Source organism: Streptomyces fradiae, from assembly GCF_041270065.1.
In the GTDB taxonomy this organism is placed as follows: Bacteria; Actinomycetota; Actinomycetes; order Streptomycetales; family Streptomycetaceae; genus Streptomyces.
In genome coordinates this window covers 6,190,571-6,204,792 of record NZ_CP065958.1, presented here as the reverse complement: position 1 = coordinate 6,204,792, position 14,222 = coordinate 6,190,571, and the positions used below count along the sequence as shown (strand labels likewise).

Here is a 14,222-nt window from a genome sequence, read left to right as displayed (position 1 = left end):
GCGCGGACATCCCGGTGACCTCGAGGGCGGGTCGGCGATACAGATCAGGCGAACGACCGTGCCGTTGCGGCGCGTTCCCGTCCCGCCCGGTCCGTCACCCCTTCGCGCTCTCGTCCCGTCCCCGGGATCTCAGGGATTCATCTCGCGAAGGAGATCTCCGTGACCACCACGTCCGCAGCCGCGGCAGCACGGGCCACCGTGTACGGCTACCCCCGCCAGGGACAGGGCCGGGAACTCAAGAAGGCGATCGAGGGGTACTGGAAGGGCCGCGTCACCGCCGGCGCCCTCCACGCCACCGCCGCCGAACTGCGCCGCACCGTGTGGCAGCAGCTCGCCCAAGCCGGTCTCCACGAGGTCCCGACCGGCGACTTCTCGCTCTACGACCATGTCCTCGACACCACCGTCATGGTCGGCGCCGTTCCCGAGCGGCACCGTGCCGCCGTCGAAGCCGACGCCCTCGACGGGTACTTCGCGATGGCACGCGGCACCCAGGACGTCGCGCCGCTGGAGATGACCAAGTGGTTCGACACCAACTACCACTATCTGGTGCCGGAACTCGGCCCGGACACCGTCTTCACGGCCGACGCGCGCAAGCAGCTCGCGGAGTTCAAGGAAGCCCTCGCGCTCGGCCTCACCGCACGGCCGGTCCTCGTCGGGCCCGTCACCTATCTGCTGCTCGCCAAGCCCGCACCGGGCGCCCCGGCCGGCTTCGACCCGCTGACGCTCCTCGACCGGCTGCTTCCCGTGTACGCCGAAGTGCTCGCCGATCTCCGGGCGGCGGGCGCCCCGTGGGTCCAGCTCGACGAACCGGCGCTCGTCCAGGACCGCACCCCCGCCGAACTCGACGCGGCCCGGCGCGCCTACCGGGAGCTCGGCGGCCTCGCCGACCGGCCCAAGCTGCTCGTCGCCTCCTACTTCGACCGCCTCGGCGAGGCGCTGCCCGTCCTCGCCAAGGCCCCGGTCGACGGCCTCGCGCTCGACTTCACCGGACCCGCCGCCGCCAACCTGGACGCGCTCGCCCGTGTCGGCGGCCTGCCGGGCAAGCGCCTGGTCGCCGGCGTGGTCGACGGGCGCAACATCTGGGTCAACGACCTGGAGAAGTCCCTCGCCACCCTCGGCACCCTGCTCGGCCTCGCCGACCGGGTGGACGTCTCCGCCTCCTGCTCGCTGCTCCATGTGCCGCTCGACGCGTCCGCCGAGCAGGACGTCGACCCGCAGATCGCGCGCTGGCTGTCCTTCGCCCGGCAGAAGACGGCCGAACTCGCCACCCTCGCCCGGGGATTGTCGAAGGGTACCGGCGCCATCGCGGGCGAACTCGCCGCCAACCGCGCCGTCCTCGCCTCCCGGGCCGGCTCCCCCCTCACCCGTGACCCGGCGGTCCGGACCCGTACCGCCGCCGTGACCGACGCCGACGCCCGCCGGGCCCTGCCCTACCCGGAGCGGGCCGCCGCCCAGCGGGCCCGTCTCGGCCTGCCGCCGCTGCCGACCACGACCATCGGCTCCTTCCCGCAGACCGCCGAACTGCGTGCCGCCCGCGCAGATCTGCGCGCCGGACGGATCGGCGCCGACGGCTACGAGGACCGCATCAGGGCGGAGATCCAGGAGGTGATCGCCCTCCAGGAGAAGACCGGCCTCGACGTCCTCGTGCACGGAGAGCCCGAACGCAACGACATGGTCCAGTACTTCGCCGAGCAGCTGAACGGCTACCTGGCCACCCGGCACGGCTGGGTCCAGTCGTACGGCACCCGTTACGTCCGCCCGCCGATCCTCGCCGGCGACATCGCGCGGCCCGCGCCGATGAGCGTGCGCTGGACGACGTACGCCCAGTCCCTCACCGCCAAGCCGGTCAAGGGCATGCTGACCGGCCCCGTCACCATGCTCGCCTGGTCGTTCGTCCGCGACGACCAGCCGCTCGCCGACACCGCCCGGCAGCTCGCCCTCGCCCTGCGCGACGAGGTGACCGACCTGGAGGCCGCCGGGACGGCCGTGATCCAGGTCGACGAGCCCGCGCTGCGCGAGACGCTGCCGCTGCGCGCCGCCGACCAGGGCGCCTATCTGGCCTGGGCGACCGAGGCGTTCCGGCTGACCACGAGCGGGGTGCGGCCGGATACCCAGATCCACACCCATATGTGCTACGCCGAGTTCGGCGACATCGTGCAGGCCATCGACGACCTCGACGCCGATGTCATCAGCCTGGAGGCGGCCCGCTCCCACATGCAGGTCGCCCGGGAGCTCGCCGCCCACGGCTACCCGCGCGAGGCAGGACCCGGCGTCTGGGACATCCACTCACCGCGCGTGCCCTCCGTCGCGGAGGCGACGGACCTGCTGCGCACAGGACTTGAGGCCCTTCCCGCCGACCGCCTCTGGGTCAACCCCGACTGCGGCCTGAAGACCCGCGGCCGGCCGGAGACCCGCGCCTCCCTGGAGCACCTGGTCGCGGCCGCCCGTGCCGTACGGGAGGAGCTCGACGGCTCCTGACGCCGACGCGAAACGCCGCCGCCGTGGGGACCGGGTGCGGTCCCACGGCGGCGGCGCCGGGCCGGGTCGTCAGAGAGCGGGCCAGGCGACGTCCGTCTCGACCGGGGCGGCGTAGTCGACGCCGGGCACGCTGAAGCCGTACAGCCGGCGGACGCTGTCACGGAACCAGTCCAGGTCGGCGAGGTCCGCGATGGTCTCGTTGCCGGCGGACCGCCAGCGGTCGCCGACGGCGTCCTGCACGTCGCCCGTGAGCTCCCAGGTGTCCAGCCGCACCCGCCCCTCGTCGTCCGTCACGAGCGGGCTCCGGCCGGTGAGCTGGTCCCACAGCTCCGCCAGCTGGTCGACCGGGGACACCATGCCGTCCGCGAGGACGCCCCGCAGCAGGCCCGTGTACAGGGCGATGCCCGGAATGGCGGTCGACGACTGCGTGACGGCGGCGCCGTTGACCGAGGTCACCGCGCGCCCCCCGCAGAGCTCGCGCAGCCGCGCGTCGAGCGTCCGGGCGGTCTGCTCCAGATGGGCCTTGGCGGCGCCGATCGTGCCCTGCCGGTAGATGTCGGCCGTCAGCGGAGAGCCGATGTACGACAGGGCCGCCGTGCTGAAACCGTCGGCGAGCAGCCGCCGGCCGGCCAGGTGGGACACCCACCGCTCCCAGTCGGTGCCGCCCATCACGGCGACCGTCTGCGCGATCTCGTCCTCGTCGGCGGGCTCGGTCGCCACCTCCCGCACGTCCGGCTGCCCGTCCTCGTCGAAGACGAGGGTCTTGGTACGGGCCGTGCCGCCGATCGGCTTGAGGGCCGAGGCGTAGGTGACGCCCGTCTCGGGGTCGGTGCGGCGCGGGGCCGCCACCGAGTAGATCAGGTGGTCGAGCCGGCCGAAACGCTTCTCGATCAGGTCGGCGACCTGGTCCTTCATGTCGTCGGAGAACGCGTCGCCGTTGAGGAAGTACATCTCGCGCCCGGCCTCCCGGGCCAGTTCGGCGGTGGCCGCGGTGCGGTACCAGCCCGCGGTTCCGGTCCGGCGCGCGGTCGGCGCCTTCTCGAAGGAGACGCCGATGCCGCGGATGCCCGCGCGGGCGAGCCCGGCGACCGCGGCGGCCAGGCCGTAGCCGGAGGAGGAGCCGATGACCAGGGCCACGGGCGCGTCCTCGCCGAGGTCCTCGGCGGGCCGGGCGGCGGCCGAGCGCCACATGTCGTTCACCAGGCGGGTGCAACCGGCGGGGTGCGCGTCCAGAAAGAGGAAGCCGCGGTTGCGCGGGGTGATGACGCGTTCGCTCATGAAATAGTCCTTGACGTGACAGCGGGCATGATCTTGGAGCCGGGTCCGAGCGTACCGAAGGCACGATCGACGTAGATCAGAGGCGCTTCCCGGAAGCTCCGCCGGGCGCCCGTCACCGCACCGAGCAGCAGGACGTGGTCGCCGCCCCGGACCGTCCCCGCGATGTCGCAGGTGACCCAGCCGAGGCAGCCGGCGAGCCGCGGCAGCCCGTTGTCGGCGTGCCAGTCCGCGCCGGCGAAGCGGTCCACGTCACGCCGGGCGAAGCGGCCGGCCAGCTCCTCCTGGGAGGCGGCGAGCACGTTCACCCCGAACCGTCCGGACCGGATGATCCTGGGCAGCAGGGTGGAGGTCTCGCTCAGCGCGACGGTGACCATCGGGGGGTCGAGGGAGAGGGAGGCGAACGCGGTGACCGTGGTGCCGTGCGGCACGCCCTGGTCGAAGGCGGTCACGACGGTCACCGGGCCGCTCACGCCGGCCATGACGTCCTTGAACCGGGTCTCCGCCACGGTGGCGGTCATGCGGTGCTCCCCTGCTCACCGGTGTGCCCGGCCGCCGCGTGCCCGGTGCGGAAGCGCGACGCACAGCCCAGGAACGCGTCGTTGGCGGCGGCCTCCCCGATGGTGACCCGTACGCCCTCGCCCGGGAACGCCATGACGGACACGCCCGCCGCGGCGCAGGCGTCGGCGAACTCCTCGGTACGGGCGCCGAGCCGGAGCCACACGAAGTTCGCCCGCGTCTCGGCGACGGTCAAGCCCCGGGCCGTCAGCTCCGCGACGACCCGGGTGCGCTCGGCCGTCAGCGCGGCGACGCGTTCGCGCATCGCGGACTCGGCGCGCAGTGAGGCGACCGCCGCGTCCTGGGCGAACTGGCTCACGCCGAAGGGGACCGCGGCCTTGCGCAGGGCCGCGGCCACCGGCTCGTGCGCGACCGCGTACCCGACCCGTACCCCCGCGAGGCCGTGCGCCTTCGAGAAGGTGCGCAGGACGCAGACGTTGGGGCGGTCCCGGTAGAGCTCCACGCCGTCCGGGTGGTCCGGGTCGTCGGCGAACTCGATGTACGCCTCGTCCAGGACCACCAGGACGTCCGCCGGCACCCGGTCCAGGAAGGTCTCCAGGGCGGCGCGGCCGACGACGGTGCCGGTCGGGTTGTTGGGGTTGCAGACGATGACCAGCCGGGTCCGCCCGGTCACGGCCCGGGCCATGGCCTCGAGGTCGTGCCGTTCGTCGCCGGTCAGCGGCACCTGGACCGGTACGGCGCCGGCCAGCCGGGTCATCACCGGGTACGCCTCGAAGGAGCGCCAGGCGAAGAGGACCTCGTCGCCCGGTCCTGTGGTGATCTGCAGCAGCTGCTGGGTGAGGCCGACCGAGCCGTTGCCCACCGCGAGGTGCGCGGCGGGGACGTCGAGCCGTGCGGCGAGTTCGGCGGTCAGCTCGCGGCAGCCCCAGTCGGGGTAGCGGTGGGCGTCGGCCGCGGTGGCCGCGAGCCGCTCCAGGACGCCGGGCAGCGGCGGGTAGGGGCTCTCGTTGGCGGCCAGCCGGTGGACCGGTGCCTCGCCGGCGGGGACGCGGGCCGGCGTGTAGCCGGGAACGGCGTCGAGGGCCGGACGCAGTCGGGGCCTGGTGGTGCTCGGCATCATGCCTTTTCCTTGGTCGGGGACGTCAGCGGGTGCTCGGGGTGAAGGCGACGGGGAGCCTGCTGACGCCGGTGAGGAAGTTGGACCGCGAGTAGGCGACGTCACCGGCCAGGCGGACGGTGCCCACCTGGTCGCGGATCTCCTCGAAGAGGATCCGCATCTCGATCCGGGCGAGCGCGCCGCCCAGGCAGAAGTGGGGTCCGAAGCCGTACGCCATGTGTTTGTTGGGCGTGCGCGCCAGGTCGAAGGCGTACGGGTCCTCGAACACCTCCTCGTCCCGGTTGGCCGCGCCGATCCACAGCGTGACGATGTCGCCCGCGGCGATCCGGGCGCCCCGGACGGTGGTGTCGGCGGTCGCGACGCGCGCGATGTGCAGCGCGGGCGAGGTCCAGCGGACGATCTCCTCCACGGCGCTGTCGATGACGTCGGGCCGCTCCTTGAGCAGCCGCCACTGGTCCGGGTGCTCGATCAGCGCGAGCAGGCCGCCGGCGCCGGAGAAGCGGGTGGTCTCGTCGCCGCCGATGATGAGGTTGTAGCAGTTGAGGAAGACCTCGACCTCGCTCAGCGGCCGTCCGTCGATCGCCCCGGTCGCCAGCATGCTGACGGCGTCGTCCCCCGGGTCCGCCCGGCGTTCGGGCACCAGCTTCGCGTAGTAGTTCATGATGTCGCTCTGCGCCCTGGCGGCCTCCATCGGCGTGCTCTCCGCGTCGAGCGCCGTCGAGGTGAGCTCCAGCATGCGCGCGCGGTCCTCGACGGGGACGGCGAGCAGTTCGCAGATCGCCTCCAGCGGGATGCGCGCCGCAATGTCCGCCACGAAGTCGCAGCCGCCGCGGGCCACGGCCTCGGCGACCAGCCGTCGCGCGACCACGCGGACGCTGTCGGCGATGCGCCGCATCGAGCGTGCCGAGAAGCCGCCCTGGAGGATGCGGCGCAGGTCGCGGTGGTGCGGCGGGTCGGTGACGGCCAGCATCTGCCCGCCGGCGGGGTCGCCGCCGGCGAGCAGGGTGCCCAGGATGTTGCCGCGGGCCGAGCTGAAGGTGGTGGTGTCCTTGAACACCTCCATGATGTCCGCGTACCGGGACAGCACCCAGAACCCGGGGACGCCGGGCGTGGGTTCGTGCCAGCCGACCGGGCAGTCGTTCTGCAGCCGCCGCCACAGCCGGGGCTGGTTGTCGACCGCGTAGACGTCGGGATTCAGCAGGTCGACGCCGACGGGCGTCCTCGCGTCGCTCACCGGGCGCCGCCCGTCGCGTCCGCCGCGTCCGCCGCGTGCAGCAGGCCGGCCGGGCGCAGGTCCGTCCAGTGCTCGGTGACGAAGTCGAGGCATTCCTGCCGGGTGCCCGCGTCCCGCCGGGTGTGCCAGCCCCGGGGGACGTCCAGCGCCGCCGGCCAGAGGCAGTGCTGCCCCTCGTCGTTGGCGAGCACGCGGTAGGTACCGTCCGGGTCGTCGAAGGGATTGGTCATGGTCTTCTCCTGTGGTGCTGCCGGGCGGGTCATCCGTTCGCCATCCGCTCTCCGACCGCCGCGCCGATCTCGGCCAGCGGCTTGGGGTGGATGATGCTGTTGTGGCCGTAGGGCATCGGGCGGTTGTCGATCCGGCCGGTGCTGAACCGCTGCCAGCTGCGCGTCACGGCGTCCGCGTCGCGGTCGTCCCCGTCCGCGTGGAAGAGGAGCAGATCGCCGTCGTACGGCCGGAGCTCGCCGGCGCGCAGCGTGACGTTGTTCGCCGCGATGGCGACGAGCGAGCTGATGCTCTCCTCCGTGAGGTTGCCGAGCGGGCTGCCCTCGCTGCGCAGGATCTCCAGTGCCCGGGTGCGGGTGAGCTCCTCGTCGACGGGGCCCTCGTACCCGGCGTCGGCGAGCAGCGCGCCGAGCATCTCCTTCTCGACGTTCAGGTCGTCGCCGAACTCCGGGTCGAGCTCCGGGTCGGCCGGCCAGGCGTCGATCATGGCGAGGACGCCGACCCGCTCGCCCTCGGCGGTCAGCCGGGTCGCCATGGCGTGGGCGATGACACCGCCGAAGGACCAGCCGAGGAAGTGGTACGGGCCGGTCGGCCGGATCTCGCGCACCTGCGCCAGATAGTCGTCGACCATCTCGTCAAGGGTGGTGGGCAGGGGCTCCGTGCCGTTCAGGCCGCGGGCCTGGATGCCGTAGACCGGGTGCCGGTCCGGCAGGCCGCCGAGCAGGCCGGAGTAGCACCAGCTGATGCCGCCGCCGGGGTGCAGGCAGAACAGCGGGGCGGCGTCGCCCTCGCGGCGCAGCGGCAGCACCACGGCCAGCGGGTCCTGGGCCGTCATCGGGTCGAGCTGCCGGGCCAGTCCGGCGATGGTGGGGTTCTCGAAGAGCGAGGCGATGGTCAGGTCCACGCCCAGCTCGGCGCGGAGCCGGCTGAGCAGCATGGCCGCGCGCAGCGAGTGCCCGCCGATGTCGAAGAAGTTGTCGTGGACGCCGACCTCCGCCAGGCCGAGCAGATCGCACCAGATGGCGGCGATGAGCTGCTCTGCCTCGGTGTGCGGGCGGTCGTCCGCCGCGGCGGTCGCGGCACCGGCGCCGCCCGCCTCGGCGAGCCGCCGGCGGTCGACCTCTCCGCTCTCGGTGACGGGCAGCTCGGCCACCGTGGCGAACTCGCAGTCCGTACGGGTCCCGTAGCGGTCCGGCAGGCCGAGGGCACCACGGGCGTCGTCGGCGGACCCGGCGGACCCGGCGGTGCGGTAGCCGACCAGCCGGTGCAGGGGCGCGGTCGCGGTCAGCAGCCGGCCGGCCACCCAGGGCGCTGTGTGGTCAAGGCCGATCAGCAGCTGCGGGGTGCCGTGCCGCAGGGCGACGTCGAGGGAGGCGACGCCCTGTCCGGGGGCGAGGACGCGGTATCCGCGGGCCTCGGTCAGGGCCTTCAGCGCATATCCGCGGCTGAGGCCCAGCTCGTCCCACATGGTCCAGCCCAGGCTCTGGGCGCGCATGCCGTGCGCGGTGGACTGGTGGACGGCCAGCGCGTCCAGGAAGGCGTTGGCGGCGGCGTATCCGGAGACGTTGGCGCCGCCGAAGAAGCCGTTGACCGAGGAGTACGACAGGAAGCGCGCCCCCGGCCGGTCCTTCATCAGCCGGTGCAGGACGGCGGCGCCGAGCACCTTGGCCCGGGTGACCTCCGCCCAGTCTGCCTCCGAGGCCTCGGTCACCGGGGCCTCGTGGAAGTGGCCGGCGAGGTGCAGGACCGTGGCCGCCCGCGCCGAGAAGCGCTGCTCGGCGTCGTGGAGGGCCGCGCGCACGGCGGCCTCGTCGGTGACGTCGGCGGCCGCGTAGTGCACCTCGCCCAGGGCGCGCAGCCGGCGCAGGGCGGCGATCCGCTCGGCGGTCCGCCCGCCGGCGGCGAGCGCCTCGTCCCAGCCGTCCTCGGAGGGCAGGGCGGTACGGCCGAGCAGCAGCAGCCGTACGCCATATGCGGAGAGCAGGTGGGCGGCGGTCTCGACGGCGAGGCCGCCCAGGCCTCCGCTGACGACGACGAGTTCGCCCCGGGTGAGTCCGACGGCCGCGGACGGGGCGGCGGGCAGCCGCTCGATACGGCGCACCCAGCGCTCGCCGCCGCGCAGCGCCTGCTCGGGCTCGTTGCCGGCGGCGTCAAGGAGCTCCAGGATCCGGTGCGCCAGGTCGGCGGGCTGCTGCGGCTCCACGTCGAGGTGGGTGGCGCGCAGCCAGTCGTACTCCTGGCCGGCGGACTTCACCACGCCGGCCGCGGCGCCCCGCTCGGGCATCACGCGGTCGCCCTCGCGCACCCACTGGCTGTGGGTGGCGACCACGGCCAGGGTCACCGGGCGGCCTTCGGGGTTGGCCCGGGCCACGGCGCCGGCCAGTTCGGCGACGGCCAGCGGCCCCTGCCGGTAGGCCGTGGCGAACTCCTCCGTACCGGCGGGCAGCTCCTGGTACGGGGCGCAGCCGGCGAGGTGGACGACGCGGTCCACGGCGCCGTACGCCTCCCGGGCGTGTGCGGTGTCGGTGGTGCGGGCGGTGTCGGCGGGGAGGACGGTGCAGCGCTCGCCCCGGGCACGGAGCAGGCCGGCCAGGGCGTCCGCGAGGCCGTGCCCGTCGGCGACGAGCAGGGTGTGGCCGGTGGCCGGCGCGAGGGGCCGGGGGCCGGCCGCGGCACGCCGCCACACGGGGCGGTGGAACCAGTTGGGCAGGGCGGTTCCGTCGTCCGTCACGGCTCCGGTGCGCCGCAGTGCGGCCGCGAACGCGCCGGCCTCGAACTCCTTGCGCAGCAGGCTGCGCTGGATCTTGCCGATCTCGGTCTTGGGGATGCGGTCCCGGGTGACGGGCACCAGGTAGGAGGCGTTGACCCCGGCCTCGCGCAGCAGCTTGGCGCGGATGCGGGCGATGGCCTCGGCGTCGGCCGCCCCGTCCTTGAGGCAGAAGAACAGGGCCAGTTCGTCGGTGGAGCTGTCGGCGGTGCGCACCGCGCAGGCCGCGGTGAAGGACCGTTCGACCTCGTCGAGCTCCTCGACGCACTCCTCCAGCTCGTGGCAGTGGAAGTTGTGGCCGTTGATGATGATGGCGTCCTTGGCCCGGCCGGTGATCGTCAGCCTGCCGTCCCACAGCACGGCGAGGTCGCCGGTCTCGAACCAGCCGTCCTCGGTGAACGACTCCGCGTTCTGCTCCGGGTTCAGGTGGTAGCCGGAGGTGACCGCCGGTCCCCTGACCTGGAGCCGGCCGGGCATCCCTTCGTGGACGACGGTGCCGTCAGCGTCGACGATCCGCATGGTGAACCCCGGGAAGGGGGCGCCGACTTGGACGAACTGGGCGTCGTCGGACGAGGCCGCCGGGTCGAAGCGGTCGTCGACCTCGCCCGAGGACGTCTCCGACATGCCCCAGGCGGGACGCATGGCGGTGGCGGGCAGCCCGAGCGGGGCCAGCGCCTCCATGAAGCGCCGGGTGACCCGGGGGACGATGGCCTCGCCGCCGTTGATGACCACGCGCAGGGCGCTGAGGTCCCAGTCCTGCCCGGCGAGCAGTTCGGCACGCTCGGCGATCAGACCGAAGGCGAAGTTCGGGGCCCAGGTGGTCGTCACCCGGTGCTCGGCCATCTTGGCCGTCCAGCGCAGCGGATCGGCGAGCACCCACTGGGTGGGGGCCTGGATCTGCCGGCAGCCGACGAAGACGTCGCGGATGTGGGACATCACGATGCCGCCGACGTGGTCCAGCGGCATCCAGTTGAACGAGACGTCCTGGCAGGTCAGTTCGTAGACGTGCTGCGCGGCCGCCGTGCGGGTCAGCACGTTGCGGTGACGCAGCTCGACCGCCTTGGGGCGACCCGTGCTGCCGGAGGTCAGCAGCAGGAGGACCAGGTCGTCCCCCTGGGCGTCGTGCCAGTCGTCGGCCCGCGGGCCGTCCCGCAGTTCGTCGAGCACGGCGAGCCGGAGCTCCGCCCAGCCGAGCCGGTCGGCAAGACCGCGCAGCGGGCCCGCGAGCGTGCGGTCCGTGAGCAGCAGCGGACCCGAGAGCAGCGTCCAGGCGCCGGCGAGCTTGTTGGTGGCGGCCGTGTCCTCCGCGTACGTGGGGGACACGGCGAGCGGCACGGCGACGAACCCGCCGAGGACGCAGGCCCACAGGCCGGTCACGAAGTCGCGGTTGTCCGCGAGCTGGAGGATCACCTTGTCGCCGGGGCGCGCGCCGCGCGCGCGGAGTCCGCCCAGGACCCGGGACGCCTCGTCGCGCAGCTCGCCGTACGACTGGTGGTCCTCCGCCCCGTCGGGCGAGACGTACACGATGTCGCCGGAGGCGGGGTCGGCGGCCACCCGGCGCAGCACCTCGGCCAGGTTCACCGCGCCGGGGTCGAGCGCGGGCCCGCCGCTGCTGATCGCCGGCACGTCCGAGTGCCTGGCCTGGGACGGCTCGGCGGCCGTGTCGCGGGCGAGGGCCCGCGGATCGACGAAGTCGTCGTCGGCCGGCGCCGGCTCGCGCTCCGCGACCACCACGACGGCGGGGGCACCCCGCTCGGCCAGCGCCTGCTCCCACGCGCCCGCCAGCTCCTCGTCGAGGACGGGGAGTTCCGTCAGTGCGGTGGTGTCCACACCGCCGCCGGGGGTACGCGGCAGGGCCGTCACGAACACGATCGCGGCCAGAGCGGCGCCGCCGGGCAGCGCGGCACGCGCGGCCTGCGCGATGCGCTGCGCGGTCACCTGGCCACGGCGGACGGCGTAGCCGACCAGCTCGGTGTGCCCGGCGGCGGCGGGGCGCTCGACGACCGCGGCCTCGGCGACCTCCGGCTCGGCCAGGATCGCCGCGGTCACCTCGGCGAGGTCGACGGACACGCCGGACACGACGGCGGTGCCGGGGCGGCGGCCGAGTATCTCCAGCTTGCCGTCGGCGTCGATCCGTCCGCAGTCGCCGGCGGCGGGGCGGGCCACCGGGCTGTTCCCGGCGACGGGGCGGGCCAGGCCGGGGCCGGCGCCGTGTACCTGCGCGGGGACGCCGACCGGGACGGGGGCTCCGTGCGCGTCGAGGACCTGGAGCGGCCGGAGGGGTGTGAAGAGCAGGGCCGTGGCCGCCGGGGCCGCATCGGCGACGCCGGCCGGGCCGGCCTGTGGGGTGGCGTACACCCAGCGCGCCGAGGAGCCGAAGCGGTCGTGGCAGCGGCGGAGGAGCGCGGGCGACGGGACGGAGGCCAGGCACAGCAGGGTCCGGGGGGAGCCGGCCGGCGTCTGTACGGCGGCCAGGCCGGCCAGGTCGGAGTCCGCGGCGATCGCCACGGTGGCCCCGTCGCCGGCCAGCAGGCTCGCCCCGTGGCAGACCGGGAGCAGCGCTTCCCACACGGCGCGCTCCTGGCCCCAGGCGGCGTGCCGCGCGACGGTGTCCGCGGTGGTCAGTTCGGCCAGTCCGGCCAGCCGGGCCAGCCGGTCGGCGAGCCCCGCGTGGTCGAGGACGTACGGGCCGCCCGGCACGTCGAGCAGGAGCGCGGGGGCGGAACCCGCGGGCGGTACGGGTGCCCGCGCCGCGTCCGGACCCGCGTCAAGGTCCATGCCGTCCAGGTCCACGGCGGCGAGGCCGTCCGCCCAGTCGATGGCCGCGCCTCGGGTGAGCAACAGGGTGAGCCCCGTGCGGCGGGCCGAGCGGCCCAGCAGCGCGGGGTCGTCGGACGGGCTCAGGGGCAGGCACACGCCGCCCGCCGCCAGGACCGCGAGGGTGCCGACCAGCTCGTCGACCGGGCCGTCGAGGTGCAGGCCGGTCCGGGTGCCCGGGGTGAGCCCGGTGTCGCGCAGCCGGGCCGCGAGGGCGCTGACGCGCGCGGCGAGTTCCGCGTAGGACAGGGCGGCGCCGGGGGCCCGTACCGCAATGGCCTCGGGGCGGGCCGCCGCCTGGGCGGCGAAGAGCCCCGGCACGGTGGCGTCGGCGTCGAACCCGGCACCGGGACCGGCATCGGCACCGGCGACCGCGTCCAGGACCCGGCGGTCGTCCTCCGTGAGGAGGGACAGCTCGCCGACGGTCCGGGACGGGTCCGCCAGCGCGCCCTCGAACACCTTGGTGAGGTGCGCCGCCATGCGCTCCATGGTGACGCGGTCGAACAGGTCGGTGCTGTAGACGAAGGAGCCGCGCAGCCGGTGCGGGTCGTCCCAGCAGTGCACCTCCAGGTCGAAGCGGGCGGTGCCCTCCTCGACGGCGATGCGCTCCGCGCGTACGCCGTCGAGCTCGAATCCGCCGAGCTCGTAGTTCTGGAGCGCGAAGGTGACCTGGAACAGCGGGTTGGCGCCGATGCCGCGCTGCGGAGCGACGTCCTCCACGATCTTCTCGAAGGGGATGTCGTCGTGCGCGTACGCGCCCTGGCTCATCTCCCGCACGCGGCCCAGGAGTCGGGTGAAGGACGGATCGCCCGAGAGGTCCGCGCGCATCGGCAGGGTGTTGACGAAGGAGCCGATGAGCGGCTGGGTCTGGGCGTCGTCGCGCCCGGCCATCGGGGTGCCGAGGACGAAGTCGTCCTGCCCGGTGTAGCGGTGCAGCAGGGTGGAGACGCCGGCGAACAGCGCCATGTACAGGGTGACGCCCTGGGCCCGGCACATCTCCTTGAGCCGCGCGGTGAGCTCCTCGTCGAAGGCGAAGTCGAAGCGGGCGCCGGCGAACGAACGGGTCTCGGGGCGCGGCCGGTCGGTGGCGAGCCGCAGCTCGGGCAGATCGCCGCTCAGTCGCGTACGCCAGTAGGCGAGGCCGTCCTCGAGAGCCGGGCCGCGCAGCTGCTCGGCCTGCCATTCCGCGTAGTCGCCGTACTGGATGTCCAGTTCCGGCAGTTGCGGGGCCCCGCCCGCGCGTCGGGCCCGGTAGGCCTCGGCGAGCTCCCGCAGGAAGATGCCCAGGGACCAGCCGTCGACGACGATGTGGTGCATCGACAGGACGAGCAGGTGATCGGCGGGCGCGGTGCGCACCAGGGCGGCGCGCAGCAGCGGGCCGTTCTCCAGGTCGAAGGGGGCCTGGATGAGCCCGGTCAGCTGCTCGCGCACCGCGGGGTCCTCGTGCGGGGCCGTGCGGTCGGCCGGGGAGCCGGCGGCCTCGTGCACGGGCAGCGCGATGTCCACCGCTTCGGCGACGACCTGGCGCAGCTCGCCCTCGTGCTCGCGGAAGGTCGTGCGGAGCGCCTCGTGACGCCGTACGACGTCGTTCAGGGCCTGCCGGAGGACGGCGGTGTCCAGTTCACCGGTGAGCCGGTGCACCATCGACACGTTGTAGAAGGCGCTGTGCGGGTTGAGGCGGTAGAAGAACCACAGTCCCTGCTGGGCGTAGGTGGCCGGGAACTCCAGGGCGTCGGCCGGCTCCGGCGTCTCGCTCGTCGTAGCTGACGGCATCGGTGTACTCCTTG

7 protein-coding genes are annotated in these 14,222 nt (G+C 74.2%); 1 reads left to right on the top strand and 6 read right to left on the bottom strand.

Translation table 11 applies throughout. The annotated features are described in order from the left end of the window. Positions 1 to 159 precede the first annotated feature (159 nt). Complete coding sequence (metE, locus tag JAO84_RS28245) at positions 160 to 2,478, top strand: 5-methyltetrahydropteroyltriglutamate--homocysteine S-methyltransferase (RefSeq protein WP_370415336.1); 2,319 nt, start codon at positions 160 to 162, stop codon at positions 2,476 to 2,478. Between the two features lie 69 nt (positions 2,479 to 2,547). Here the strand turns inward: metE and fabV are convergent, their stop codons facing one another. From fabV to JAO84_RS28215, 6 genes are read right to left on the bottom strand one after another with little or no spacing between them, the layout of a single operon-like run. Continuing rightward, positions 2,548 to 3,756, bottom strand: coding sequence for an enoyl-[acyl-carrier-protein] reductase FabV (gene fabV, locus JAO84_RS28240; RefSeq protein WP_370415335.1), 1,209 nt, complete (start codon positions 3,754 to 3,756; stop codon positions 2,548 to 2,550). Further along, a complete protein-coding gene (locus tag JAO84_RS28235; RefSeq protein ID WP_265865054.1) occupies positions 3,753 to 4,274 on the bottom strand; it encodes a flavin reductase family protein in 522 nt (173 codons plus the stop codon). The genes fabV and JAO84_RS28235 overlap by 4 nt, the downstream gene beginning before the upstream one ends. After that, on the bottom strand, positions 4,271 to 5,392 hold the full coding sequence (gene hisC / locus JAO84_RS28230; RefSeq protein ID WP_370415334.1) for a histidinol-phosphate transaminase: 1,122 nt from the start codon (positions 5,390 to 5,392) through the stop codon (positions 4,271 to 4,273). The genes JAO84_RS28235 and hisC overlap by 4 nt, the downstream gene beginning before the upstream one ends. Before the next feature lie 22 nt (positions 5,393 to 5,414). Further along, positions 5,415 to 6,623 (bottom strand): cytochrome P450, encoded by a 1,209-nt coding sequence (locus tag JAO84_RS28225; RefSeq protein WP_370415333.1) that lies wholly within the window; start codon positions 6,621 to 6,623, stop codon positions 5,415 to 5,417. Further along, on the bottom strand, positions 6,620 to 6,853 hold the full coding sequence (locus tag JAO84_RS28220; RefSeq protein WP_370415332.1) for an MbtH family protein: 234 nt from the start codon (positions 6,851 to 6,853) through the stop codon (positions 6,620 to 6,622). Before JAO84_RS28220 ends, JAO84_RS28225 begins: the two co-directional genes overlap by 4 nt. A gap of 29 nt (positions 6,854 to 6,882) precedes the next feature. Beyond that, on the bottom strand, positions 6,883 to 14,208 hold the full coding sequence (locus JAO84_RS28215) for an SDR family NAD(P)-dependent oxidoreductase (protein ID WP_370415331.1): 7,326 nt from the start codon (positions 14,206 to 14,208) through the stop codon (positions 6,883 to 6,885). Between the last annotated feature and the right edge of the window lie 14 nt (positions 14,209 to 14,222).